Source organism: Mixta hanseatica, assembly GCF_023517775.1.
Lineage (GTDB): Bacteria > Pseudomonadota > Gammaproteobacteria > Enterobacterales > Enterobacteriaceae > Mixta > Mixta hanseatica.
On sequence record NZ_CP082904.1, the window covers coordinates 2,553,509 to 2,579,622 of the forward strand.

General features: G+C 53.8%; 17 protein-coding genes. 7 read left to right on the plus strand and 10 right to left on the minus strand.

All coding sequences use genetic code 11. From position 1 onward, the window contains the following. The first annotated feature begins 330 nt into the window (after window positions 1-330). The gene (putA, locus tag K6958_RS12290) at window positions 331-4,281 is read left to right on the plus strand and encodes a trifunctional transcriptional regulator/proline dehydrogenase/L-glutamate gamma-semialdehyde dehydrogenase (protein ID WP_249891373.1); all 3,951 of its coding nucleotides are present in this window, start codon (window positions 331-333) and stop codon (window positions 4,279-4,281) included. A 192-nt stretch (window positions 4,282-4,473) separates the two neighbouring features. Here the strand turns inward: putA and K6958_RS12295 are convergent, their stop codons facing one another. The 8 genes from K6958_RS12295 to K6958_RS12330 form a co-directional block, all read right to left on the minus strand. Then, window positions 4,474-5,547: an acyltransferase family protein gene (locus K6958_RS12295; RefSeq protein WP_249891374.1), complete on the minus strand. Its 1,074-nt coding sequence runs from the start codon at window positions 5,545-5,547 to the stop codon at window positions 4,474-4,476. A gap of 226 nt (window positions 5,548-5,773) precedes the next feature. Then, window positions 5,774-6,526: an L-cystine ABC transporter ATP-binding protein TcyN gene (gene tcyN, locus K6958_RS12300; RefSeq protein ID WP_249891375.1), complete on the minus strand. Its 753-nt coding sequence runs from the start codon at window positions 6,524-6,526 to the stop codon at window positions 5,774-5,776. Next, window positions 6,523-7,191 (minus strand): cystine ABC transporter permease, encoded by a 669-nt coding sequence (tcyL, locus tag K6958_RS12305; RefSeq protein ID WP_249891376.1) that lies wholly within the window; start codon window positions 7,189-7,191, stop codon window positions 6,523-6,525. Before tcyL ends, tcyN begins: the two co-directional genes overlap by 4 nt. After that, window positions 7,191-7,991: a cystine ABC transporter substrate-binding protein gene (gene tcyJ, locus K6958_RS12310; protein WP_249891377.1), complete on the minus strand. Its 801-nt coding sequence runs from the start codon at window positions 7,989-7,991 to the stop codon at window positions 7,191-7,193. The genes tcyL and tcyJ overlap by 1 nt, the downstream gene beginning before the upstream one ends. A 257-nt stretch (window positions 7,992-8,248) precedes the next feature. Beyond that, on the minus strand, window positions 8,249-9,235 hold the full coding sequence (locus tag K6958_RS12315; RefSeq protein WP_249891378.1) for a D-cysteine desulfhydrase: 987 nt from the start codon (window positions 9,233-9,235) through the stop codon (window positions 8,249-8,251). Window positions 9,236-9,382: 147 nt separating this feature from the next. Beyond that, window positions 9,383-9,886, minus strand: a complete 504-nt coding sequence (gene fliZ, locus K6958_RS12320) for a flagella biosynthesis regulatory protein FliZ (RefSeq protein WP_249891379.1) — start codon at window positions 9,884-9,886, stop codon at window positions 9,383-9,385. Between the two features lie 46 nt (window positions 9,887-9,932). Next, a complete protein-coding gene (locus K6958_RS12325) occupies window positions 9,933-10,655 on the minus strand; it encodes an RNA polymerase sigma factor FliA (protein ID WP_249891380.1) in 723 nt (240 codons plus the stop codon). Window positions 10,656-10,802: 147 nt separating this feature from the next. Continuing rightward, window positions 10,803-11,774: an HNH endonuclease signature motif containing protein gene (locus K6958_RS12330; RefSeq protein WP_249891381.1), complete on the minus strand. Its 972-nt coding sequence runs from the start codon at window positions 11,772-11,774 to the stop codon at window positions 10,803-10,805. A 238-nt stretch (window positions 11,775-12,012) separates the two neighbouring features. On the opposite strand from K6958_RS12330, the gene rfbA reads away from it, so the two are divergent. From rfbA to glgX, 6 genes are all read left to right on the plus strand, one after another. Further along, entirely contained in the window at window positions 12,013-12,882 is an 870-nt protein-coding gene (rfbA, locus tag K6958_RS12335) for a glucose-1-phosphate thymidylyltransferase RfbA (protein ID WP_249891382.1), read from the plus strand. Continuing rightward, window positions 12,879-13,427 (plus strand): dTDP-4-dehydrorhamnose 3,5-epimerase, encoded by a 549-nt coding sequence (rfbC, locus tag K6958_RS12340; RefSeq protein WP_249891383.1) that lies wholly within the window; start codon window positions 12,879-12,881, stop codon window positions 13,425-13,427. Before rfbA ends, rfbC begins: the two co-directional genes overlap by 4 nt. After that, window positions 13,412-14,254 carry a dTDP-4-dehydrorhamnose reductase gene (gene rfbD / locus K6958_RS12345; protein WP_249891384.1) on the plus strand — a complete coding sequence of 281 codons (843 nt, stop codon included), beginning with the start codon at window positions 13,412-13,414 and terminating at the stop codon, window positions 14,252-14,254. Before rfbC ends, rfbD begins: the two co-directional genes overlap by 16 nt. Before the next feature lie 348 nt (window positions 14,255-14,602). Further along, window positions 14,603-16,387, plus strand: coding sequence for a malto-oligosyltrehalose trehalohydrolase (treZ, locus tag K6958_RS12350; protein ID WP_249891385.1), 1,785 nt, complete (start codon window positions 14,603-14,605; stop codon window positions 16,385-16,387). Continuing rightward, window positions 16,384-18,918: a malto-oligosyltrehalose synthase gene (gene treY / locus K6958_RS12355; protein WP_249891386.1), complete on the plus strand. Its 2,535-nt coding sequence runs from the start codon at window positions 16,384-16,386 to the stop codon at window positions 18,916-18,918. The genes treZ and treY overlap by 4 nt, the downstream gene beginning before the upstream one ends. Window positions 18,919-18,987: 69 nt before the next feature. Continuing rightward, the gene (glgX, locus tag K6958_RS12360) at window positions 18,988-21,063 is read left to right on the plus strand and encodes a glycogen debranching protein GlgX (RefSeq protein WP_249891387.1); all 2,076 of its coding nucleotides are present in this window, start codon (window positions 18,988-18,990) and stop codon (window positions 21,061-21,063) included. Window positions 21,064-21,208: 145 nt separating this feature from the next. Here the strand turns inward: glgX and K6958_RS12365 are convergent, their stop codons facing one another. Together K6958_RS12365 and K6958_RS12370 are read right to left on the minus strand one after the other, a co-directional pair. Then, window positions 21,209-24,892: a glycosyltransferase gene (locus K6958_RS12365; protein WP_249891388.1), complete on the minus strand. Its 3,684-nt coding sequence runs from the start codon at window positions 24,890-24,892 to the stop codon at window positions 21,209-21,211. A gap of 269 nt (window positions 24,893-25,161) precedes the next feature. After that, a complete protein-coding gene (locus K6958_RS12370; protein ID WP_277614672.1) occupies window positions 25,162-26,058 on the minus strand; it encodes a flagellin N-terminal helical domain-containing protein in 897 nt (298 codons plus the stop codon). Between the last annotated feature and the right edge of the window lie 56 nt (window positions 26,059-26,114).

The window sequence follows — 26,114 nt, forward strand, 5'->3', positions numbered from 1 at the left end:
TGCCGGAAAGGTTTATCACGCACAATGCATTTAACACAGCTGTTACAGTGAATTCACTCCCCCTCGTCATCAGATGTTCAGAAGGTTGCACCAGGTCACGTTTAAACCGGTTCTACCCCGGTCGCAACCATGGTAAAGCAAGAAAATTCGGGCTTTTGCAAAGATGGCGAGAAATTTGCAGCAATATTCATGCCGCTTTCGCTGATTTAACAATTTGGCGTTTGCGCAGAGTGTTAACAGGCTCACAATTAACACGGTTGCACAAAGTTGCAACATGGGTGATATTGCGCCATACCACGGTGATATAAGGTTTTGAGGAGCGTTAAAGGCATGGGAACTACGACCATGGGTGTCAAACTGGATGAAGCCACCCGCGACAGAATTAAGCTGGCCGCACAACAGATCGATCGCACTCCGCACTGGCTGATCAAACAAGCGATTTTTAACTATCTCGAGCAGTTGGAACAAGGCGCGCAGCCTGCTGAATTCCCGCTGCAGGCGGCGGCTAATGAAGCTGAAGAGACGCAGCAGGAAGAGCCGCATCAGCCGTTCCTTGATTTCGCGGAACAGATTCTGCCGCAAACGGTCACCCGCGCCGCGATTACCTCCGCCTGGCGCCGCCCGGAGCCTGAAGCGGTCTCTATGATGCTGGAGCAGGCGCGCTTGCCTGCCCCGCTGGCGGAAAAAGCTCACCAGCTTGCCTGGACGCTGGCCGATAAGCTGCGGCACCAAAAAGGGGCAACCGGACGCGCCGGAATGGTGCAAAGCCTGCTGCAAGAATTCTCATTATCCTCTCAGGAGGGCGTGGCGCTGATGTGTCTGGCGGAAGCGCTGCTGCGTATTCCCGATAAGCCGACGCGCGATGCGCTGATCCGCGATAAAATCAGCAACGGCAACTGGCAAGCGCACCTCGGCCGCAGCCCTTCGCTATTTGTGAATGCCGCGACCTGGGGTCTGCTGTTTACCGGCCGTCTGGTTTCAACGCATAACGAAGCGAACCTGTCGCGCTCCCTTAACCGTATCATCGGCAAAAGCGGCGAACCGTTGATCCGCAAAGGCGTGGATATGGCGATGCGCCTGATGGGCGAGCAGTTTGTTACCGGCGAAACCATTGCCGAGGCGCTGGCCAATGCGCGTAAGCTGGAAGAAAAAGGCTTCCGCTACTCTTACGATATGCTGGGCGAAGCGGCGCTGACCGCCAGCGATGCGAAAGCCTATCTGCTCTCTTACCAGCAGGCGATCCATGCGATTGGCAAAGCCTCTAACGGACGCGGCATTTATGAAGGTCCGGGCATCTCCATTAAACTTTCCGCGTTGCATCCACGCTACAGCCGAGCGCAGTATGCGCGCGTGATGGAAGAGCTCTACCCTATTCTTAAATCGCTGACGCTGCTGGCGCGTTCTTACGATATTGGTATTAATATTGATGCCGAAGAGGCTGACCGCCTGGAGCTGTCGCTCGATCTGCTGGAAAAACTCTGCTTCGAACCGGAGCTGGAAGGCTGGAACGGCATCGGCTTCGTGATTCAGGCTTATCAAAAACGCTGTCCTTTCGTTATCGACTCGCTGATCGACCTGGCGCAGCGCAGCCGCCGTCGCCTGATGATTCGTCTGGTAAAAGGCGCCTACTGGGACAGTGAAATCAAACGCGCCCAGGCTGAGGGTCTGGAAGGCTATCCGGTCTATACCCGCAAGGTCTATACCGATATCTCTTATCTGGCCTGCGCCCGCAAACTACTGGCGGTGCCGAATCTGATCTACCCGCAGTTTGCCACCCATAACGCCCACAGCCTGGCGGCAATCTATCATCTGGCGGGAAATAACTATTATCCGGGCCAGTATGAGTTCCAGTGCCTGCACGGCATGGGCGAGCCGCTGTATGAGCAGGTGGTAGGCAAAACCGCCGATGGCAAGCTGAACCGCCCGTGCCGCATCTATGCGCCGGTCGGCACCCATGAAACCCTGCTGGCTTATCTGGTGCGTCGTCTGCTGGAAAACGGCGCCAACACCTCTTTTGTGAACCGCATCGCCGATAAAACCCTGCCGCTGGATGAGCTGGTGGCCGATCCGGTTCAGCAGGTGGAACGGCTGGCCGCAACGGAAGGCGCAATCGGGCTGCCGCATCCGAAAATCCCGCTGCCGCGCGATCTGTATGGGGATAAGCGCCCCAACTCAGCCGGACTGGATTTAGCCAATGAACACCGCCTGGCCTCACTCTCCAGCGCGCTGTTAAGCAGCGCCGCGCATTTATGGCGTGCCGGGCCGATGATTGAGGGCGAGCTGAGCCAGGGCGAATATCGTCCGGTGCTTAACCCAGCCGACCCCAGCGATATCGTGGGCGAAGTGCGTGAGGCCAGCGAGCAGGAAGTGGCGCAGGCGCTGCAGGCATCGGTAAATGCCGGTTCCATCTGGTTTGCCACCCCGCCGCAGGAGCGAGCCGCCATTCTGGAGCGCGCCGCCGAACTGATGGAAGGTCAGATGCAGACACTGATCGGCATTCTGGTGCGCGAGGCGGGCAAAACCTTTAACAACGCCATTGCCGAAGTACGCGAAGCGGTCGATTTCCTCTATTACTATTCTGGCCTGGTCAGCAGCGACTTTGACAATGAAACCCATCGTCCGTTAGGGCCGGTGGTTTGTATCAGCCCATGGAACTTCCCGCTGGCCATTTTCACTGGTCAGATCGCCGCCGCGCTGGCGGCTGGCAACAGCGTGCTGGCGAAGCCCGCTGAGCAAACGCCGCTGATCGCCGCGCAGGCGGTACGTATTCTGCTGGAAGCGGGCGTGCCTGGTGGCGTGATCCAGCTGCTGCCGGGCCTCGGCGAAACTGTCGGCGCCCAGTTGACCAGCGACGAGCGGGTACGTGGCGTCATGTTTACCGGTTCGACCGCGGTCGCCAGCCTGTTACAGCGTAATCTTGCCGGACGTCTCGATCCGCAGGGACGCCCAACGCCGCTGATCGCTGAAACCGGTGGCATGAACGCCATGATCGTAGATTCCTCGGCGCTGACCGAGCAGGTGGTACTGGATATCGTCTCCTCTGCCTATGACAGCGCGGGCCAGCGCTGTTCGGCGCTGCGTCTGCTCTGCATTCAGGAAGATGCCGCCGAGCATACGCTGAAGATGCTGCGCGGTGCGATGGCGGAGTGCCGGATGGGTAACCCGGAGCGTCTTTCAACCGATATCGGTCCGGTGATCGATGCCGAGGCGAAAGAAAATATCGAGCGCCATATCCAGGCGATGCGCGCCAAAGGACTGACGGTATTCCAGGCGGTACAGGAAAACCAGCAGGACAGCAAAGAGTGGGCGCAGGGTACCTTTATTAAGCCAACGCTGATTGAACTGAACAGTATCGACGAGCTGGATAAAGAGATCTTTGGTCCGGTGCTGCACGTGGTACGTTATACGCGTAGCACGCTGCCGCAGCTGATCGAGCAGATTAATGCCTCCGGCTATGGCTTAACGTTGGGCGTGCATACCCGTATCGATGAAACTATCGGTCAGGTAACCCAGCGCGCTAAAGTCGGCAACCTGTACGTCAACCGTAATATGGTTGGCGCCGTGGTTGGCGTACAGCCATTTGGTGGTGAAGGCCTGTCGGGCACCGGTCCGAAAGCGGGCGGTCCGCTTTATCTCTATCGCCTGCTGTCGCATCGTCCGGATAACGCGCTACAGGTCACGCTGGATCGCCACGATGCCGAATACTCGCTTGACGCAACGCTGCGCCCTTCCCTGATCGAGGCGCATAAAGCGCTAAGCGACTGGGCTAAAGCGCAGCCGCAGCTGGCGGAAGTCTGTACGCGCTTTGAAAAACTGGCGCAGGGCGGTACGGTGCGTTTACTGCCGGGCCCGACTGGCGAGCGCAATACCTATATCCTGCTGCCGCGCGAACGCGTGCTTTGCCTGGCGGATAACGAGCAGGATGCGTTGATTCAGCTGGCGGCGGTTACCAGCGTCGGCAGCCGCGCGTTGTGGCAGGATGATGAACTGCACCGCAAGCTGGCGCAGTCGCTACCGGAAACCGTACGGGCGCGGATCGACTTCGCCCTGGACCCGCTGGCGCAGGAACAGCATTATGATGCGGTGATCTATCACGGCGATGCCGATCAGCTGCGTCTGCTGTGCGAGAAAATTGCGGCACGCGGCGGTGCGATCGTGACGGTACAGGGCTTTGCCCGTGGCGAAACCAATCTGTTGCTGGAGCGTTTGCTGATTGAACGTTCGCTGAGTATTAATACCGCCGCTGCGGGAGGAAACGCCAGCCTGATGACGATAGGCTAACGCAGCACGTTACCACAAGCCGCCTTGATACAAGGCGGCTTTATTTTTATCCTTTGTACGCAAACTGGCACAGCGAGTGCCGCAACATGCATGAGGATGCACTGATGACCATCGCACAGCGGTTGGAACAGAAAGGAAGGGTAAGAGAGATTAAGCCTGACGCCCAACCCGTCTGGATTGAGCGCCTTTCTTTTATACGTCGAACTTCATCCGCAGCAGGCGCGGATAGATAAACAGTGATTTCCCCAGCCCTTTATTCAGCAGTTTCCACACCGCAATCGAACAGAGTGAACAGAGCGCCACCATACCAATCGGAAAGCCCACCGCCCATAGTATTGAAAATAGTTGAGAATTAAACAGATGATGATCGAACGCAAACAGGATCGCCGTCATACCGAAGTATTCAATAAAGATGCGGTGCAGCACGTAAATTTGCAGTGTGTTTTTACCAATCCAGTTCATCCACGTCATGCGGAAATGGGTATTCAACATCCGGCACAGCGCGATACAAACCAGAATCGCCAGCGTACACAGGAACAGATTTTTTTGCAGACCCAACAGCAGATGCGCGCCGGCCAACAGCGCTAATCCCAGCCACGGCAGCAGATTGCTTTTACGCCATTCGCTCAGATGAATAACCTGCGCGCTCCAGAACGAGCCCATAATAAAATAGATAAAATATTGTGAGAGGCTCTCCGGTCCCCAGCCAGGGATCACTTTTTCCACCGCCGCGTAATTCAATAGCACCGCAGCGATAAACAGCGGCAGACGCTGTTTGCGGAACAGTTTGGCCAACAGGAAAAACAGACCCAGCGCATAAAGATACCAGGAACTGCTCATTGCCAGCAGCATCAGGGAAACAAATTCCTGCGGCGACTCAGCATACGAGGAGTTAATATTGCTGGAAATACGATGATGCGTTATTTCCGAAGAAATACCGTAAATAGAAAGCCACTGAATAACGCCCCAGAGAATATAAAGGTAAAAAAGATTAGTTACCCGACTGGTAAATACTTTTTTCCACGGCTTATCATTAATTGCCCGCGCGGCCAGCATGCCGGAGACAAAAAAGAATGCTGGCATACGCAACGGCGACAGCACGGTATTAAACGCCACCCATAGCTGGGCCGGTAAGAGGCCCGCCGTCAGGTGTTTTAGCGTGCCTTCAAATCCAGGCAACACTACATGATAGAGCACCACCAGCAGGATGCAGCCGCCTTTTAGCGTATTCACCCACTGAATTTCCTGGCTTTTTTTATCGTTCATTGCTGTGATTCCCGCTAAGTTGACGGAAGTAAAAAGGCAGAATAGCCAGTCTGCATTATCAGCGGCGTACGAATAAAATCTCTGTAGCTTTTATCTTAAAAAAAAAGAGCGGCCCTGACAGGGAATAGCCAAAGAGAAAAAAAGGCAATAAAAAACGGGTAGTCAGTTAATTTGACCACCCGTGGGATAAAAATATTTAGGAGTTTCCTGGTGCCGCGCAGACCAGCTATTGGCTGAGGAACTTCTCGAGGAACTGACGAGTACGCGCCTGTTGAGGATGAGCAAACAGCTCTTTCGCCGGTCCCTGCTCTACAATGCGGCCCTGATCCATAAAAATAGCGCGATCGGCTACGTCACGCGCAAAGCTCATCTCGTGCGTGACGATTACCATGGTGCGCTTCTCTTCCGCCAGCGAGCGAATAGTATTCAGCACCTCGCCAACCAGCTCAGGATCAAGCGCAGAGGTAGGCTCGTCAAACAGGATCACCTCGGGACGCATCGCCAGCGCACGCGCAATAGCCACACGCTGCTGCTGCCCGCCGGAAAGGCGGCGCGGATAGCTCTGCTCTTTGCCATGCAAACCCACCTTTTCCAGCAGCGCACGGGCGCGCGCGATCGCCTCCGCTTTCGGCTCGCCCTTAACGATGACCGGGCCTTCAATAATATTTTCCAGCACCGAGCGATGCGGGAACAGATTAAAGCTCTGGAACACAAAGCCCACCTGCTGGCGCAGCTGGCGGACGCGCTCTTTCTGTTTGCTTATTGACAGCGCGACGTCAATGGCAATGCCGCCTACTTTGATGGTGCCGCTGTCCGGTACTTCCAGCAGATTAATGCTGCGCAACAGTGTCGTTTTCCCAGAACCGCTGGGGCCGATAATCGCCACCACTTCGCCGGAGGCCACCTCAAGATCGATGCCGTGCAGCACCGTCTGCCCATTAAACTGTTTTACCAGTTTGCTGACTTCTATGGCGCTCATTTCGCCTCCCGATCCTGACGGTTAACATAGTTTTCCAGGCGGTTTTGCAGCGCCGACAGTATCGTGGCCATCACCCAGTAGATCAGCGATGCCGCCAGATACATAGTGAAAACCTCCAGCGTGCGTGAGGTGATCAGCTGTGCCTGTCGGAACAGCTCCGGTACCTGAATGGTGGCGGCCAGCGAGGTATCTTTTACCAGGCTGATAAAACTGTTGCCCAGCGGCGGCAGAGCGGTACGCGCCGCCTGCGGCAGCACCACGCGACGCAGCGTTTGCCAGCGCGTCATACCGATACTGGCCGCCGCTTCCCACTGGCCGCGCTCAATGGCGGCAATCGCGCCACGCAGCGACTCAGAGGCGTAGGCCGCAGTATTTAACGACAGACCAATCATCGCCGAGGGAATAGGATCGAGTTCAATACCAAACTGCGGCAGACCGTAATAGATCATAAACAGCTGGGCAATGAGCGGCGTGCCGCGAAAGATAGAGACATAAATGCGCGCCAGCCAGTTAATCGGCCAAAATGAAGAGAGGCGCATCAGCGCCAGGATAAAGCCCAGCACCAGGCCGAAGAACATGCCGCCGATGCTGAGCTGCAGCGTGAATAACGCGCCCTTTAATAAAAAAGGTGCTGAATCCAGCACCAGTTGGATACTTTCTTGCATTATTTAGTAACGTCCGCGCCGAACCATTTTTGTGAAATTTTATTCAGCGTGCCATCGGTTTGCATGGTGGCAATCGCCTGATTAATCGCGTTCAGCATATCTTCATTGCCTTTACGCAGCGCCACGCCCGCTTCCTGACGTGAGAAAGCCGGACCCGCTACTGCCATGGTATTGCCGGTTTTTTTCACCAGGTCGAGAGCGGCCAGGCGGTCAACCAGAATCGCGTCAACACGGCCAGAGCGCAGATCCTGATATTTGGTCGGGTCGTCATCGTAGGTACGGATATCGACGTTTTTCACGTTCTCGCGCAGCCACTGCTCATAGTTAGTGCCAAGACCGACGCCCACTTTTTTGTTCGCCAGATCCTGCGGGCTGTTGATGGTGCCCTCTTTATCTTTGCGGGTCAGCGCCTGGATACCGGAAACGGTATACGGCGTGGAGAAGTCATATTTTTTCTTACGTTCGTCGGAGATGGTAACCTGGTTAATCACCACATCGATGCGTTTGGAATCCAGCGACGCCAGCATGCCATCCCATTTGGTCGGCTTCAGGCTGGCTTTAACCCCCAGATGTTCGGCCAGCGCTTCAGCAAACTCCACTTCAAAACCGGTCAGCTTGCCGTTTTCATCCTGGAAGCTGAACGGCGGATAGGTGCCTTCCAAACCCACCAGCAGGCTGCCGCGCTCTTTAACCTTGTTCAGCAGGTTTTCCGCGGCGAATGTTTTTACGTTAACGCCGGCGACCAGCGCCACAGCCATTACGCCCAGAACCAGCTGACGACGTGCCTGAGAAAAAATCATATTTACCCCGTTTCTTGTTGGATTGTGTGCAAAACGCTTTTATGAAAAAGCAAAGCCGAACAGCCCGACCTTGTTAGTAAAAAGCAAAGATCATTAAACAGAATGATTGTATACCCTCAATAATTCAAGCTGCATCGCGGCGGCAACCCGTTGAATCCCGATGCGCTTCCCCAAATAAGTGGTTCAGCTGAGAGAAGGCTGCCAACAAAGAGACCGCTTGAAGCGTGACGAATATAAATCTTTTTCGTTTTCCGTGATTAGACAGCAGGATAATAAGCAAATAACGCCGGTGCGCCGCCGGTATGCACAAACAGCAGCGGCCCTTCACGCTGGAAACGCTGCTGGCTGATGCCATCAATTAATCCCGCCATCGCTTTGCCGGTATAGACCGGATCGAGGATGATGCCTTCCAACCGCGCCAGCAGCTTAACCGCTTCCATCCCCTCTTCGCTGGGCATGCCGTAACGCGGCGCAAAATAGTCATCCCACAGGGTGATGTCCACGCTGCTGCGGGTTTCCAGCAGGCTGGCAACCTGCTGCTGTAAGCCGGTCACCAGCGGCAACTGATCGGCGGTTTTACGTGACACTGTCACACCAACCAGTTCCGTTTCCGGCAGCAAGTGCTCTAATCCGATCGCCAGTCCTGCATGCGTACCCGCACTGCCGGAAGCGACCACCACCGCCGCGAAATCCACAACCCCTTCGCTTTGATGAGCGATCTCTTGCGCGCACTCAACATACCCCAGCGCACCCAGCGCGTTTGAACCGCCAACCGGCACCACGTAAGGACGAAAGCCCTGCGCTTCCAGCCGAACGCGCAGCGCTTCCAGCTGTTGCGCCGGCGCATGTAGCGCATCTACCAGTTCGATTTCGCAATCCATTAAATCGAGCAGCATGCGGTTACCGTTGCTAAGGTAGTTTTCCGCCTGGGTTTGAATCGGATTTTCCAGCAGAGCGAAACATTTCAGGCCCAGCTTTGCCGCGACCGCGGCGGTTTGACGTACGTGGTTTGACTGAATCGCCCCGGCAGTGATTAACACGTCTGCCCCTTCGCGTAGCGCATCCGCCGCCAGGAACTCCAGCTTGCGCAGCTTGTTGCCGCCCAACGCCAGCGGTGTAATATCATCACGCTTAATAAAGATATCGCGGCCCAGATAGTCGGAAAGACGCGGTAAATGCTCCAGCGGCGTCGGCGCGCCAACCAGTTCAAGACGGGGGAATTGGATCAAATTAGACAGGGACAAGGCAGCCTCCACGCACACAGGATAATGGCTACAGTGTTGCAGAAGATTTGTCAGGGATCTATGGTCAGTTCGTGTGATAAAGCGCAGACGCGCCCGGCTGCTGAGAAAATCGGCGCGGCACGGATGAAATCCACCCGTGCCGCACGCTTAATTACGCTGCCAACCTAAAAACTGATCATATTTGCGCAGGGCGATACGGTAGTTATTATTGCCAGCGTCCGGTAAATCATTCTCCAGACATTCATGCCAGCTCCCGCCGCGTAATTTCTCTGCCGGATAATTCTTCGCCGATAGCATATCATCCAACCGGCGCAAACGAACCACATACTCGCGAATCGTGCTGTGGCTCATTTCCGTTTGCTCAAACAGGTATTGTTTAAATGCCATAATGTCAAAATAATTGGGGTGGGTATTGCAGTAAATATCACTGCAAAACCGGCACAGGGCGGTCAGTTCGTTTTGTAATTTAAGCCAGACCTGATCGTCGATCGGCTGGTCCATCCGGGATATGGCTTCTTTATTGATGATCTGACCGCGAAAAACTAACGCCATCCTGTCGAGTACTTTTCCGCAGTGTGAACAATTACTTTGGCTGTGTTTAAAGTCTTTAAGATAACGGCTTAATGGCCTCGTTTTTAGTTTGGTTCCCATTGAGGAGCCCCCCGGTTATATGTCTCGAAAGCGAGAGCTGACGCTGTCAGCGCGCTCCCGTTAACCGGGCGCGCAGGCGTTTAATCGCCTGACTGTGCAGCTGGCTGACGCGGGATTCTCCCACCTCCAACACCGCGCCAATCTCTTTCAGATTCAACTCTTCCTGGTAATACAGTGTCAGCACCATCTTTTCGCGCTCGGGCAAGGCCTCGATCGCTTCAATGACGCGTTCACGGAGATTCCCTTCCATTAGCTGGTGAAGCGGATTGGCATCTTCATGTCCTTCCGTCACCAGTTCCGCACTATCGCCATGTTCTTCGCGATACTCGTCATAGGAGAAAAGTTGGCTGTTATTGGTATCCAGCAGAATCTGCCGATACTCTTCCAGCGAAACATTTAGCTGTTTAGCGACTTCCTGCTCGGATGCGGCTCGCCCCAGCGACTGTTCGCACTGATGCATCGCAGACGCGACTTCACGCGCGTTGCGTCGCACGCTGCGCGGCGCCCAGTCACGGCTACGTAGCTCATCCAGCATGGCCCCGCGTATACGCTGCACGGCATACGTGGTAAAGGCTGTACCCTGCAGCGCGTCATAGCGCTCCACGGCATTCAGCAGCCCGATACCCCCGGCCTGCAGCAAATCATCCAGCTCAACGCTCGCGGGCAGCCGTACCTGCAGGCGCAACGCCTCATGGCGCACCAGCGGTACGTATCGCTGCCACAGCGAGTGTTTGTCCATCACGCCATCGGCGGTATAGAGATCGTTCACTTTGACTACCCTGCGTTAGTTACGTTATCGGCATGATTATCCGATTCTGTAGGGCGATCGATTGGCGGAATAGGGATAAAAAAGGCGGGTTATTTAGAAAATGTGTGTGACCACTACCGGCGCGTTGCCGATGAGATCACACTTTTATTAAAAGTGACGGACAATTTTTTTTAAGCGTTCGCGCGTGGACTGCGGCACGTATTGCCACAGCGCGCATGCTTTGCCGTCAATGTCCTGATAAAAGCTTTGCAGCTGATCTTCAGCCTGCGGCGCCTGGCGAAAATGCACCGTACCCTGTTCGGCATCGATAAATAACCGTCCGCTAATAAACAGCCGCTTCAGGTCACTGCGTAAAAACAGACCGTTGTCGACGCTATTATCGGCCAGCAGCCCTTCCTCATTTTCGCTGGCATCTATATGGCAAGCTTCCACCCATGACGCGGAAACATTCGCCGAAAGCGAGGTGCCGGTAATCACGCAGCCGCCGTAGCGCGCCTGCACCGCCGTGCTGAATTCCGTCTGGCCGGCGCGCTGCAACACCTTCACCCTGACACGCCGGCCAACCTGCTGCCCGGCGATCACCGCCGCAGGAGTGGGCAGCGCAGGGGTCTCCAGCACCACGATAAACTGCAGCGTACGCGCCTCGCTAAAACAGGGCTGCGCCTGAGGATCGTACAACTGCCAGTAATCATCATTGCCTTGTTGACGCATCAGCGTTAAGCGATAGCCCCGGCTGGCCAGCAGATTTTGCGCCGTTGCCCCGCCAGGATCGAGCATGGCGTAAACCCGGCTTTCTCCCATCACTTTCCATAACGCTACGGCGGGATCGTTGCGCCGAAGATAAAGAAAGGATTGCCCCTGATGCATATAGTGCTCAAAGCGGCGCAGATAATTTTTCCGATCGTTATCGTCTGAAACAAACAGCAGATCTTCCAGCGGGCTATTTTCCGCCTGGTGGGCAAACACCGCGCGAATAACCAACTGACGCGGGCTGGTGGAGGGGCTTAATAAGCCGCGAAAAGTCAGCGCCTTTTCTGTCGGATATTTTTGCCCGTAGCGCTGGCTGATTTTTTCAAAGGTCAGCCGCTCCCCAGGTAACAAGTCATAATTGAAGCGCATAAACACTCCAGAAAAAGAGCCACGGGTTAATCAGCGTAAGGACGCTGCTTTGCCGTTATTATCGGCAGGCTGTTACTTTTCTGTAACGCAGAACTAAAATCTTTTTTGCCCGCAGGTTATCCGCAATAAAGCCCCCGCTTTGCCCTCTTATTTGCGCCATTACTCATCGGATCTCAGGCGTAATCTTTATCCATTCCCGGGGAAGGCTTCCCTGCACCTTGTTATATCGAGACTCTGTATGAAAGGTATCGTACTCGCTGGCGGCACAGGCTCCCGGCTACATCCGGTAACCTGCGGCGTGTCCAAACAGCTGCTGCCGGTGTATGACAAGCCGATGATCTATTATCCGCTCTCTGTCCTGATGTTGGCGGGCATTCAAGACATTCTGGTGATCACCACGCCGGAAGATTTACCGGCTTTTCAGCGACTGCTGGGCGACGGTAGCCGTTTCGGTATTCAGCTGCAGTTTGCCGTTCAGCCAAAACCCGAAGGGCTGGCGCAGGCGTTTATCATCGGTGAGGATTTTCTTGCCGGCGAAGGCTGCGCGCTGGTGCTGGGCGACAACATCTTCTTTGGCCAAAGTTTCGCCAAAAAGCTGGAAGAGGTGAGCGCGCGCGACAGCGGCGCGACGGTGTTCGGTTATCAGGTAATGGACCCGGAACGCTTCGGCGTGGTGGAGTTTAATCAGCAGTTTCAGGCGATCTCGCTGGAAGAAAAACCTGCGCAGCCTAAATCCAACTATGCGGTGACCGGCCTCTATTTTTATGACCGCCAGGTCTGCGCCATGGCGAAGCAGGTAAAACCCTCGGCACGCGGCGAGCTGGAGATCACCACGCTGAATCAAATGTATCTGGAAGATGGCCTGTTGTCAGTCGAGGTGCTGGGGCGCGGTTTCGCCTGGCTGGATACCGGCACCCATGACAGCCTGCTTGAAGCCTCGCACTTTATTCACACCATTGAAAAACGTCAGGGTTTTAAAGTTGCCTGTCTGGAAGAGATCGCCTGGCGTAAGGGCTGGCTGAGCGCCGGTCAGCTGCGCGAGCGGGCAAACTATCTTAACAAAACCCAGTACGGATCCTATTTGCATCAGCTGCTGGTGGAAGCATGAAGGTAACTAATACGCGTATTTCTGATGTAAAGATCATTCAACCCGCCGTCTATGGCGATGCGCGCGGCTTCTTTCTTGAGACCTTCGAGAAAAAACGCTACCAGCAACTGCTGAACATCGATCTGGAATTTGTGCAGGATAACTATTCCCGTTCCGGCAAAAACGTTTTGCGCGGCCTGCATTTTCAAAAAACGCAGCCGCAGGGCAAGCTGGTGCGCGTAGTGCGCGGCGAAGTGTTTGACGTCGCGGTGGATATTCGCCCGGACTCACCCACGTTTGGCCAGTGGGAAGGCGTTATCCTTTCGGAAGAAAACAAGACGCAGCTCTGGATCCCGCCCGGTCTGGCGCACGGTTTTTTAGTGCTGTCTGACCTGGCGGATTTTGAATATAAATGTACCGATTACTACAACCCACAGGATGAAGCCTGTCTGCTGTGGAACGACCCTTCTGTAAATATTGACTGGCCGGTGAAAGCGCCGCTGCTGTCAGAAAAAGATAAAAAAGGTTTGCCTCTTAGGGAGTTGTTGCCATGCGCGTATTGTTAACCGGCGCTTACGGTCAGCTGGGCCGTAGCCTGCTGGATCGCTTTCCTGCCGACTGGGTTTTGCTGGCCTGTGGTTCAGCCGAGCTGGATATTACCAACCGGGCGGCGGTCGATCGCATTGTGCGCCGCTTTCGCCCACAGGTGATTATGAATGCCGCCGCCTATACGGCGGTGGATAAGGCGGAAACCGATCGTATCCGCGCGATGAAAATTAATGCGCTTGGGCCGGAAAACCTGGCGCGCGCCGCGCGCGATACTGGCGCTCAGCTGATCCATATTTCTACCGATTACGTTTTTGACGGCACCAAACTGACACCCTATGTCGAAAGCGACACGCCCTGCCCGGTTAACTTTTACGGTTTAAGCAAATGGGAAGGCGAAAAACGCGTACAGGCGATGCTGCCGCGCGCCATTATCGTACGTACCTCATGGGTATTTAGCGAATATGGCAATAATTTCGTCAAAACGATGCTGCGCCTGGCGCAAACCCAGCAGAGCCTGCGCGTGGTGAACGATCAGCGCGGCTGCCCAACCTATGCGGGCGATCTGGCGCAGGCGATGATCACCCTGGCCGCCGATGCCAACGCATCGGGGATTTATCACTACTGCGGCGATAAGGCGGTGAGCTGGTATGAGTTCGCGCTGACCATATTCCGCGTCTTTAGCGATGAATTTCCTGCGCTGCGCTCGGTTGAAGTCTGCCCTGTTTCGGCGGCGAGCTATAAACAACAGGCGTGCCGCCCGGTGAACTCGGTCATGATCAGCGAAAAAGCTGCGCCGCAGCCCTCCTGCTGGGATAAAGCACTGGGAATGGTGATGTCGGCCTGAAAGAGAGAGTAAAATGGCGGTTTCCCGCCGAAACAGCCGTAACAAGCCAGCAATAACCCCTGCTGGCTTGCCCAAAAACAGGCGTATGCGCCGCTTCGTTACCCCAACCCTTCAACTCTCGCTGCATAGTCTATGATTGTTTTGTGTATGCAGCCTGAGGCCAGTTTAACCGGACACCGTTTCACATCCTCACTCAGCGGAACAGCCCCCTGATGATCACCATCAGCAGCGGGCCGGTCCGCTACGGCATCCAACTCGCGCTACAGGCTTAAGCGATTAGCTTGCATCACTGAACAACAATAGATGATGTCGTCCATGGGTCATTTCTGCGTTAAGCGAGGAAAATGAATGGAGTCCAAATCATTTCGTAAAAGTTGGGGCGCCGAATATGAGGCCGCCGATACGGTTCGTTTCCGTCTTTGGGCACCAGGCCAACAGACGATAACCCTGAGGATCGACGGTGAAGACCGTGAGATGAATAATAGCAGCGACGGCTGGTTCGAGCTGCTGACGACCGATGTTGCGCCCGGCGCGGAATATAATTTCGTGCTTGCCGATGGCATGGTGGTACCCGATCCCGCTTCCCGCGCTCAGAAGGCGGATGTTAACGGCCCTTCTCTGGTTATCGATCCCGCCAGCTACGCCTGGCAACACGCGTGGCAGGGGCGCCCGTGGGAAGAATCGGTAGTCTACGAGATGCATATCGGCACCTTTACACCCCAGGGCACCTTCCAGGCCGCTATTGAGAAACTGCCCCGGCTCGCCGAGCTGGGTATTACCATGATTGAAGTGCTACCGGTTTCGCAATTTGGCGGCAATCGCGGCTGGGGTTATGACGGCGTGCTGCTTTACGCGCCGCATTCGGCGTATGGCACCCCGGAGGATTTTAAAGCCTTTATTGATGCCGCCCATGGTCATGGCCTGTCGGTGGTACTGGATATTGTGCTTAACCACTTCGGCCCAGAGGGTAACTACCTGCCGTTGCTGGCGCCGGATTTTTTCCATAAAGAGCGGATGACGCCCTGGGGCGCCGGTATCGCCTATGATGTGGATGCCGCGCGTCGTTACATCGTGGAGGCCCCGCTCTACTGGCTGAAAGAGTTCAATCTGGACGGCCTGCGCTTCGATGCCATCGATCAAATCGAAGATATTTCTGAAAAGCATGCGCTGATTGAAATAGCCGAGCGTATCCGCGCTGAAATTACCGACCGCCCTATCCATCTGACTACCGAAGACAGCCGCAATGTCATCTTCCTGCATCCGCGCGAGCAGGATGGCACGGTGCCGCTGTTTACCGGCGAATGGAATGATGACTTCCACAATGCCGTTCACGTACTGGCAACGGGTGAGACGCATGCCTATTACCAGGATTTCGCCAGTGAGCCGGAAAAACTGATAGCGCGTATTCTGACGGAGGGTTTCGCTTATCAGGGCGAAGTGTCGGCGCAGTCGGGCCAGCCGCGCGGCGTAAAAAGCGGCGGCCAGCCGCCGACGGCCTTTGTCGATTTTATCCAGAACCACGATCAGGTCGGCAACCGCGCCCAGGGCGAAAGGCTGATTGAGCTGGCGGGCGTTGAGCGCACCAAAGTGATGTTTGCCACGCTGTTGCTCTCTCCGCATATCCCGCTGCTGTTTATGGGCGAAGAGTATGGCGAAACTAACCCTTTCCTGTTTTTTACCGATTTCCATGGCGATCTGGCGAAAGCGGTGCGTGAAGGCCGCGCCCGGGAGTTCGAAGGTCACGCGGGCCATGAAGGTGAAAGCGTGCCCGATCCCAACGCCGAAACGACGTTTGCCGCCTCGAAGCTGGACTGGCAAAAGTGGGAGAGCGAACAGGGTAAAGCCTGGCTGGCGCTCACCCGTGAACTGTTGGCGCTGCGCCAGCAACATATCGTGCCGTTGTTGGCTAACGCGGCCGGCAACGCAGGCAGGATTGTCAAGACGGCGGAAGGATTCGTTGCCGTGAGTTGGGCTTTCCCGGCCGGCACGCTCTCTTTAGCATTTAATATTGGCGCCACTCCCCAGCCGCTTCCCGATCTGCCTGGCGAAACCCTGTTTGCCTGGCCGCAGGCGTCAGCGGAGCTACCACAGAATTCGATTATCGTTCGCCTTGCTTCAGGAGTCACCAAGTGAAGATCCCGACCGCTACCTATCGTATACAGTTCCGTAACGGCATGACCTTCGATCGTGCCGCGGGCCTGGTGCCCTATCTGAAGCGGCTTGGTATCAGCCATCTGTATGCCTCGCCGATTTTTACCGCAACCTCTGACTCGACTCACGGCTATGACGTGACGGACGCGAACGAGATCGATCCGGTTCTTGGCGGGCGCGCCGGCTTTGACCGCATGGTAAAGGCGCTGCAGGATGCCGGGCTGGGTTTGATTCTGGATATTGTGCCGAATCATATGGCTGCCTCACTGGAAAATGCCTGGTGGCGCGATGTGATTGAACATGGCGAAAAAAGCCGCTACGCCCGCCATTTCGACATTAACTGGTCACGCCGCCTGACGCTGCCTTTCCTTGGCGATACCTTTGAGGCGGTGCTGGAAAACGGCGAAATCAGCGTTAAGGCCGATCCCAAAACCGGCAGGCCCGCCTTAGCTTACTATGAAAGCTTTTATCCGCTGGCGCCGGACACCTGGCAGGGCCGCGAAGAAGAGGTGCTGCGGCTAACCGATAAGGCGGAGATCGCCAAACTGCATGAGCGTCAGCCCTGGCGGTTAATGTCGTGGCGCGATGCGCCGCACGATCTCTCCTACCGTCGCTTCTTTGAGATTACCGGACTGGTCGGCGTGCGCGTCGAAGACCCGGCGGTATTTGATGATGCGCACCGGCTAATCCTGGAACTGGTGCACTCCGGCGCGGTTGACGGGCTGCGAGTGGATCATGTCGATGGACTGGCCGATCCTCAAGCCTATCTTGAGCGTCTGCGTCAACAGGCGGGGCCGGATTGCTATATCACCGTGGAGAAAATTCTCGGTAAAGATGAGCAGATCCCGGCGGACTGGCCAATTTCCGGCACTACCGGCTATGAGTTTATCGAGTCGCTTTCCGATGTGTTGGTGGACGGTGAAAATATTCGGCTGCTGCGTAAGGCCTATGATCAGGTCACCGGCAAGCCGGTCAATATGGCCGCCGAGCTGCGCGCGGCCAAACTGCTGATGACCGACAGGAATTTTGCCGGTGAATTTTCTACCCTGCTACACCTGGCAATGGACATTGCCAGCATCGATAACGTGACGCTGGATCAGCCAACCTTGCGCATGGCGTTGCGCGAGCTGCTGGTCGCTTTTCCGGTTTACCGTACCTACGGCACGGCAGAAGGATTGCCGACGGAAAGCAGCGAGATGCTGCAACGGGTAGCGGAAAAAGTGAGAACCAGCGCCGAGGCGCCTGCGCCTGAAGCGCTCGATTTTCTTACCCGAATATTAAGCGGCGAGGTGTCGCAGGCGGCGAGCGACACAGCAACGCATTTCCGCACGCGCTTCCAGCAATTGACCGGCCCGCTGATGGCGAAATCGGTCGAGGATACGCTGTTTTTCCGCCAAAACATGGAGCTGGCGTTGAACGAGGTCGGCGCGGAGCCGATCCCGCGCGCCTTCTCGCTCGATCGCTTCCACAGCGAGATGAAAACGCGCCTGGAAAAACAGCCCGATGCGCTTTCCGGCACCTCAACCCACGATACCAAACGCGGCGAAGATGCCCGCGCCCGGCTCTATACGCTGACCGAGGCGCCGGAGCGTTGGGCTGAATGCGTCGCCCGCTGGCGCCAGATGAACCGCTCTAAAATCAGCGTGCTGGACGATGGTCCGGCCCCGAAACCTGCCGTGGAATGGATGTTGTATCAGGCGCTGGCCGGTGTCTGGCCACCGACGCTGCAGCCACAGGACGCGGCGGGACTGCAGGCGCTGGAAGAACGCTTTCTGCCGTTTGTCGAGAAGGCGTTGCGAGAAGCGAAGCTGCGCACCGACTGGGCCGACAGTAACGATAGCTATGAGACGGCGGTGCTTGACTATGTGCGCCACCTGCTGTCGCCGGCTAATCAGGCGTTCCTGCAGGACTTTACCGACGCGCTGCAGCCCTTTATCCGCGCGGGTCTGGTCAACAGCCTGACCCAAACTCTGATCAAATTGGCCGCGCCGGGCGTACCGGATATTTATCAGGGCAGCGAAGCGCTGAACTTCAGCCTGGTCGATCCCGATAACCGTCGCGAACCTGATTTCACCGCGCTTGATACCATGCTGAATGGGCATGAAACGCCGGAATCCGCTACCGAAGAGAGCTGGTTAAGTGGTCGTTTAAAACAGCATTTGATTGCGCGTCTGCTGCACCTGCGTCAGCAGAAGCCGGCGCTGTTTCGCCAGGGCGACTATCTGCCGCTCAGCGCCAGCGGCCAGCGGGCGGAGAACGTTATCGCCTATGCCCGGGCAACGCATGACGAAGCGCTGATCGTTATCGCGCCGCGCCTGGTGTTCAGCAGTCTCGGCGAAAGCCTGGACCAGCCGGATCCGCAGCGCTGGCTGGAAACGGAGATCGCGCTGCCTGCGCCTCTCGCCAATCGCCGTTACCGTGACATCCTGAGTGGAGAAATCGTCTCGCTGACCGACCGCTATCGCCTGGAAACGGTCGCCTGCAGTTCGTCTGCCATACTGGTAAGTGCATGATTTTAGCTAAATAAAAACGTTATAAATTGCTGTTGTGCTTAAAAATTATCTTTCAACGGAGAGAGATGTATGTCAAACGGTAAGCCTTTTGAAATCACGGCGGGACAGAGCCACCAGCTTGGGGCCAATTTTGATGGCGAGGGCGTCAATTTCGCTATCTTCTCTGCGCATGCTGAACGCGTCGAGCTGTGCCTTTACGATCAGGATGGCAAAACAGAAATTGCCCGGCTGGATCTGCCGGAATATACCCATGAGATTTGGCACGGCTATGTGCCGGGACTGAAGCCTGGCGCGCTGTATGGTTATCGCGTGCATGGTCCTTACGATCCGGAAAACGGCCACCGCTTCAACCCGAATAAACTGCTGATCGATCCCTACGCACGCGAGCTGGTGGGCGATATCGAATGGAACGAGGCGCATTTTGCTTACGATCTGCTGCACGAAGACAAGGATTTGACCTTCGATACGCGCGACAGCGGCCCTTATACCCCGAAATGTCGGGTGATCGATCCGCATGAATTCGACTGGCAGGACAATAACCGCCCGAGCGTAGCCTGGCCGAATAGCGTGGTCTATGAAGCCCATGTAAAAGGTTTTACCCAACTCAATCCCGCTCTGCCGCCTGAACTACGCGGCACCTTTGAAGGGATGGGCCATAAGGTTTCGGTGGATTATATTAAGAGCCTGGGGATTACCTCGGTAGAGCTGTTGCCTGTTCACTGGTTCCCGGACGATCAGCATCTGTTGGATAAAGGCCTGAAAAACTTCTGGGGTTATAACTCGCTGGCGTTCTTCGCGCCTGCCTCACGCTATTACGGCCCGAATAGCATTCAGGGATTCCGCGATATGGTGCGTGCGTTCCACGATGCCGGCATCGAAGTGATTCTGGACGTGGTATATAACCATACGGCGGAAGGCAACGAGCTTGGCCCCACGCTCTCTTTCAAGGGCATCGATAATTTTTCCTATTACCGCACCCTGCCTGACCAGCACCGCTATTACATCAACGATACCGGCACCGGTAATACCGTCAATACTTCGCACCCGCGCGTATTGCAGATGGTGATGGATTCGCTGCGCTACTGGGCAGAGACCATGCATATCGACGGTTTCCGTTTCGACCTGGGCACCATTCTGGGCCGCGAGCCGGAAGGGTTCGATCAGCGCGGCGGCTTTTTTGATGCGGTGATGCAGGATCCGGTGCTGTCAAAAGTAAAACTGATCGGCGAACCCTGGGATATCGGCCCCGGCGGCTATCAGGTCGGCGGCTTCCCGCCCGGCTGGGCGGAGTGGAATGATAAATATCGCGATACGGTGCGTGAATACTGGAAAGGCGACAATGTTTCGACCGATTTCGCCGCCCGCCTGCTTGGTTCCGGCGATCTTTACGATCTGCGCGGCCGCCGTCCCTGGGCCAGCGTTAACTTTATTACCGCGCATGACGGCTTTACGCTGAACGATTTGGTTTCGTACAACGAGAAGCATAACGACGACAACGGCGAAGATAATAACGACGGCCACAGCGATAACCGCTCTTATAACTATGGCGCCGAAGGTCCGACGGATGATGAAGGTATCAATGCGGTGCGCGAGCGTCAGAAGCGTAACTTCCTTGCTACCCTGTTCTTTTCCCACGGCACGCCGATGCTGCTGGCAGGCGACGAGTTCGGCCGCAGCCAGATGGGCAACAATAACGGCTACTGTCAGGATAGCGAAATCTCCTGGGTACACTGGGAAAACCTGCCGCCGAGCGCCGAAGCGCTGCGTGAGTTTACCCGTCAGGTTATCGCGCTGCGTGCGAAGCAGCCGTTGCTGCGCCGCGAAAGCTGGCGCGACGGCATGGATATTAAATGGTTTAACGCCGGCGGCGGCTTTCAGCAGCCCGAGCAGTGGGATGAAGGCTCGACGCTGGGCGTCTACCTCGGCCGCGCCGATCTTCAGCCGGAGGAAGGCATCTGGCACGATGTGCTGATTCTGCTTAACCCGTTTGAAGGCAACGTGCCGTTCCTTATCCCGCAGTTTGGCGAAGGCGGCTGGGTGCTGGAGCTCTCCACCTCCGATACCGACCGGCGTGGGCTGGTGATTACGCGTGAAAAGGAATTTGAACTGGAAGGCCGGAGTATTGTGTTGTTCAGAAGGCCGTAGGGCGGGTTGCAGGTAGATGAGTAAAATGGCGGGCTTAGACCCGCTATGAGTTACAGATAAGTGCGGACAGCGAATCCTGTCCGCGTTTTATCGCTTAAAGTTGTTACTGTTTCCCTTGATGTAAAATAGTGATCATCTACATCGCTTATAAATGCAGCCAGGCGTTCCGCCACTTTTCAAGCAAGCCGTCCCTTAGCATCCAGTTCTCATGAATCGCTTTTCTTAACTCTTCTCCTTGTCGCTCAAGGGCTTCCTTTTCGTGAATATGCATATTAATTGCCTCAGCCCACTCTGCGTAGCGGTTATTTACGTGGGTAACAGGTAAACCGCAGCGGAAAGGTTCAATATCAGTACAGATCACGGGTATGCCGCAAGCGCCCAGCTCAAGTAAACGCAGGTTACTTTTACATATATTAAACTGGTTAATTTCCAGCGGTACTAAGGCCAAATCTAAATCAAGGCTGGCCAATTTTTCCGGATAAACTTCAATTGGCACGCCCGGATGAAATTCGCATTGAACACCTTCAGGTTTCATGCCCATAAATACCCACTCAATTTCATGCTCAAAGGCTTTAATGAGAGGTTTAATAAGCGAAAGATCTCCTGTATGCGTAGAGCCACCGGCCCAACCTACCCTCAGCTTCTTTTTAGTCCTTTTATTACTTTTCAGTTCTCCCCAAATATCTACAGGTAACCCATTTGGCGCGATCCTGATATTAGAGGTAAAACGCGAAAACTCATCAGCCAGCGGGGCTGTAGAAACAACAACCCAGTCAGCCTGCGCGCAATCACGACGAATATCTTTAATAATATCCTGTTTAATATGTTTTCTGACCATACTACGGACAGGGATATTAGGCGAATAATCATCATAATCGATAACAATTTTGGCTGAGGAATAAGTTCTCACCTGTTCAAAATATTTACTTAACCCTCTTCTTAATCCCGGTTGGATTAGCATTACATCAGGCTGTAAACGCTCAATCTCAGGAAGAGCTATCAGCGTATCGTTTACCCCGCCATCAATATAAAGCTGTTGTTCAAGCGCTGTATAAGGATGGATCACACGGTAATAGCCACAGCCTTGACGATCAATATTATTGGCTAATATCACTGGCAGCGGCCTTCCCGGCAATGGATCCTGCACGGAAGCCATATAAGGTGAGAGCTCAAATCCAGGGACATGCTTACTTAATTGCTTGTTATAAGCACTGTCAATGGAAAGCTGATGAAGCCATTTATGATACAGTCGATCTTTATCCTCTTTACTGGGGAAAGCTTTCGCTCTGTTTTCCCCTTTATAGAGGGATGTTCTGTTAGTTTGAAACAGCGTGGCATAAGGCGTCCATACATGCAGATAACCTTGTTGGCTCAGCCTTAGAGCCAAATCAATTTCAGTAAAATGTTGAGGGAAATCTTTATCATCGAAACCATTGATAGAGAGAAATGCCTCTTTTTTTATCATTAAGCAGGCACTACTAAGCGCGCTCATATTTTGAGCCACTTTCAGGCGATTCATATAACCGGACGAAGTAGAGCTTAGCCCCTGATTAACAGTACCTGCTACCCCGTTCAGGCCTAACACGATACCTCCATGTTGTACTATACCCGCTTTGGTAATGAGCCTGGCCCCTACAAGGCCTACTTCAGGTCGTAGGGCATGGGAAATCATCTCGTCAAGCCAATCAGATTCAAAAGCTTCAATATCGTCATTGATAAACAGGAGCAGTTCACCTGTAGCAGCGTTAACAGCAAAATTATTAATTTTTGCATAGTTAAAGTTGCCATCCCATTCCAGTAATCTTAACTGAGATATATTTAGTGCCTTTAATTTTTGCAAATACTCAACCATATCACTATCAGTTGATCCATTATCGACGATGATAATTTCATAATGGTGATAAGCTGTCTTTTCCATCAATGATTCAATACATTGACGTAAAGTTTTATAGTTATTTTTCGTCGATATGATGATACTGACTTTATAATTACACTGATGATGATAACGAATCTTTAATGCAGAACCTTCATGTGCACTATTGATATCTGCGGCAATGCCAAACCGTTTAAAATGTTCATTAATGACTTGTTGATATAAATCATTATTGCTGCTATTTAACCAACACAGCAGAGGTAAAGCGGCCCTGACGCTGACATGATCGATATGTTTTACGCAGCCCGGACCGGCAGCCTCAATGGCTTTCCATACCATATCAATCAGTGCAAACTCACCAGATGCCGGATTTAACCCGTTAACAGCCGGTAGCAGACCGCGTTCAAACGCCAATGTCCTGCCGATATAAGGATAGCTGCGTAGCAAATCAATATTTGTATCAGGCTTCAGCATAGGGTTTATTCCACCCTGAGCATCAGAAGCCTCTTCATCAAAATAAAAAATTAGCGATGAAGGATAGCGTAGTTTGTGTTCCGCAAGTTTCAATAAACTATGCGGCAAAAGGCAATCGCCGGCATGCAATACCAATAGTAAATCAGCCTGACTCTTTTCAGCGATCTGTGTTATGCCATCACACCAACTTTCCTGCTGATGAATAACGTTAATCGGTAAGGTTGTTGTTTCCGCAAAATGTTGACCGGTGACCCAGATGTTATCTGCCTGATAGTGCTGTGCCATAACACTGTGTAACGAAGCCATAGTATCTGCAACATCACCTGCATTAATCACGATGATATCAATACGACAGGCAGCATCGTTGTTTCTCAGAATGGCTTCGGTTGCAGCCAGTCGATGCTGACTAAGCGCACGAGCTTCTGTCCATTTTTTATATGACCATACAGGGGCAGTCCCCTGCCGCTGCGCCTTATTATGAATGGATAAAACGCGAGACTCCTCATCACTAAGTTGATAATGCTGAGGTTCCGCCAAACCTGCCAGCAGAGCAGGAAGCTGTTCTGTCAGGCTCCAGCGTTGGATAAATTCAGAATGCTGCTGCAGTACATAACGCTGTGCTTGCTCAAACCCGTCAATTAATTCCTGACAAATTTTCGCTGCTTCGCGTTTTTGTTTGGTGGCCCGCCCTGAAAAGTTATGCCATGCCGACTGGGTAAAATTGCTTTCCGTAAGATAGCCTTCACCGCCATACATATCATAAATATAAACGGGAATACCGGCTACCAAAGCATATTGAACTGATTTACCAATAGTGATAATAGCGTCGTAACTGGCAATAAGCGCAGGGGATACGCGTAATTGCTTGCCTGCAGCACCGATCATATCGCAGCGGACGCCCTGCTTTACCAGCATCTGCTGTGCTTCAAAAAGTTCTTGTGGCGGATGATTAGATATACACAGAACATTTTTTAGCGTTTCTTTATATTCAACTGGCGTATCGGCAAATTTTACCGGAGCAGGATTATCGAAAAGAATAATTTTTTCTTTTTTAATACCCTTTTTCACCAGCATTTCCGCGCATTCATGCGAAACAGCTAGTACAACTGCTGCCAGACGATTTTCCAGCTCGGCATCCAGAGGCATTTCCATTGATGCAAAAGACGACATGTGGTTAAAGATAAAGCGGGTGTTAGTTCCCTCTTTACAGAGTCGCTCAATCATATAGGCATTGAGGACAGTATGCTGTATCCAGACAATGTCATAAGCCTGTTCAAAAGGATAACTGTCATCATCAGTAACCAGTAAACGTTCCTGGTTCGGAAGGCTTTCAAACTCATTTTGAATGTCGCCACCTAAAAGATGCGTGAATACATCCACATACCACCCCTGATCAAGCATAAACTCAACCAGCTCTAGTGTAACTAACTCACTACCTTGCAGCTTTTCTAAATGGTTTGAGCAGATCAATATACGCGACATAATATCTTCCAGGTTCTATTGTGACTTTCCCCGAAAGTAATGCAGAATGAGATTCCGAGGAAAAACAGATTTGATTGCTAATCTACCGCGGCCGTGCTTTTCCAAAGCGCCGAGATCAGCGCTAAAATGGCATTAATTTGTCTGATAGACACCGAACCGAGAAAAATCAAATAGGTGGGGATAACGCTAATGCTGCGCAGTCAAAGGAAATAAGTAAAAAAAAACGCCCTCGTAATGAGGGCGTTTTTGAGTGCGTAACCGGTAAACGATTAACGCAGCAGGGACAGCATGGTCTGCGGAACCTGGTTGGCCTGCGCCAGTACGGAACTGCCAGCCTGCTGCAGGATCTGCGCACGGGACATGTTGGACACTTCCGTTGCGTAGTCAGAATCCTGAATACGGCTGCGGGCTGAAGACAGGTTGTTCACCGTGTTGTTCAGGTTGGTGATGGTGGATTCAAAACGGTTCTGAGACGCACCCAGCAGGCTGCGCTGAGAATCAACAGCTTTCAGCGCATCATCAATTGTTGACAATGCACCGGTGGTTGCGCCGCTGACGGTACCGGTTGCTGTCAGTACATCAAAGCCGCTGGCCAGGATTTTACGATCCCCAGAGGCAACGCTGGCGTTGCCGGCGCCTGAAGCTCCGGTCGCATCATAGAGGTTCCAGCCGGAGCTGCTGTTCATGGTGATACCGATGGTTTCGCCATCTTTAGCACCAACCTGGAAATTGAATGTCTTGTCTGAATCGTTATCCAGGATTTTGATGCCGTTAAAGTCGGTCTGGCTGGTCACGCGGTCGATTTCAGCCATACGCTGGTTAACTTCAGCCTGGATGGAGTCGATGTCAGAAGCAGAGTTGGTGCTGTTCTGCGCCTGAACGGTCAGGTCACGTACGCGCTGCAGGTTGTTGTTGATTTCGCTCAGCGCGCCTTCAGCGGTCTGCGCCAGAGAGATACCGTCGTTAGCGTTACGTGCTGCTACGTTCATGCCGTTGATGTTAGAGGTGAAGCGGTTAGCGATCGCCTGACCTGCTGCGTCATCTTTTGCACTGTTGATACGCAGGCCAGAAGAGAGGCGCTCAATCGCGGTGCCCAGAGAAGACTGAGATTTGCTCAGGTTGTTCTGAGTGGTCAGCGACAGAGTGTTAGTATTAATAACTGCCATGATAAGTATCCTTCAAGTTAAATTAGGGTTCGGCATTTGGCCTGCGGCTTCATCAC

Bases quoted from the DNA above. Each gene is read 5' to 3' on its own strand.
- tcyL (WP_249891376.1), bottom strand. From the start codon at position 7,191: ATGCAAGAAAGTATCCAACTGGTGCTGGATTCAGCACCTTTTTTATTA.
- K6958_RS12370 (WP_277614672.1), bottom strand. From the start codon at position 26,058: ATGGCAGTTATTAATACTAACACTCTGTCGCTGACCACTCAGAACAAC.
- rfbC (WP_249891383.1), top strand. From the start codon at position 12,879: ATGAAGGTAACTAATACGCGTATTTCTGATGTAAAGATCATTCAACCC.
- fliZ (WP_249891379.1), bottom strand. From the start codon at position 9,886: ATGGGAACCAAACTAAAAACGAGGCCATTAAGCCGTTATCTTAAAGAC.
- tcyN (WP_249891375.1), bottom strand. From the start codon at position 6,526: ATGAGCGCCATAGAAGTCAGCAAACTGGTAAAACAGTTTAATGGGCAG.
- treZ (WP_249891385.1), top strand. From the start codon at position 14,603: ATGGAGTCCAAATCATTTCGTAAAAGTTGGGGCGCCGAATATGAGGCC.
- tcyJ (WP_249891377.1), bottom strand. From the start codon at position 7,991: ATGATTTTTTCTCAGGCACGTCGTCAGCTGGTTCTGGGCGTAATGGCT.
- rfbA (WP_249891382.1), top strand. From the start codon at position 12,013: ATGAAAGGTATCGTACTCGCTGGCGGCACAGGCTCCCGGCTACATCCG.
- K6958_RS12330 (WP_249891381.1), bottom strand. From the start codon at position 11,774: ATGCGCTTCAATTATGACTTGTTACCTGGGGAGCGGCTGACCTTTGAA.
- K6958_RS12295 (WP_249891374.1), bottom strand. From the start codon at position 5,547: ATGAACGATAAAAAAAGCCAGGAAATTCAGTGGGTGAATACGCTAAAA.
- putA (WP_249891373.1), top strand. From the start codon at position 331: ATGGGAACTACGACCATGGGTGTCAAACTGGATGAAGCCACCCGCGAC.
- K6958_RS12365 (WP_249891388.1), bottom strand. From the start codon at position 24,892: ATGTCGCGTATATTGATCTGCTCAAACCATTTAGAAAAGCTGCAAGGT.
- glgX (WP_249891387.1), top strand. From the start codon at position 18,988: ATGTCAAACGGTAAGCCTTTTGAAATCACGGCGGGACAGAGCCACCAG.
- rfbD (WP_249891384.1), top strand. From the start codon at position 13,412: ATGCGCGTATTGTTAACCGGCGCTTACGGTCAGCTGGGCCGTAGCCTG.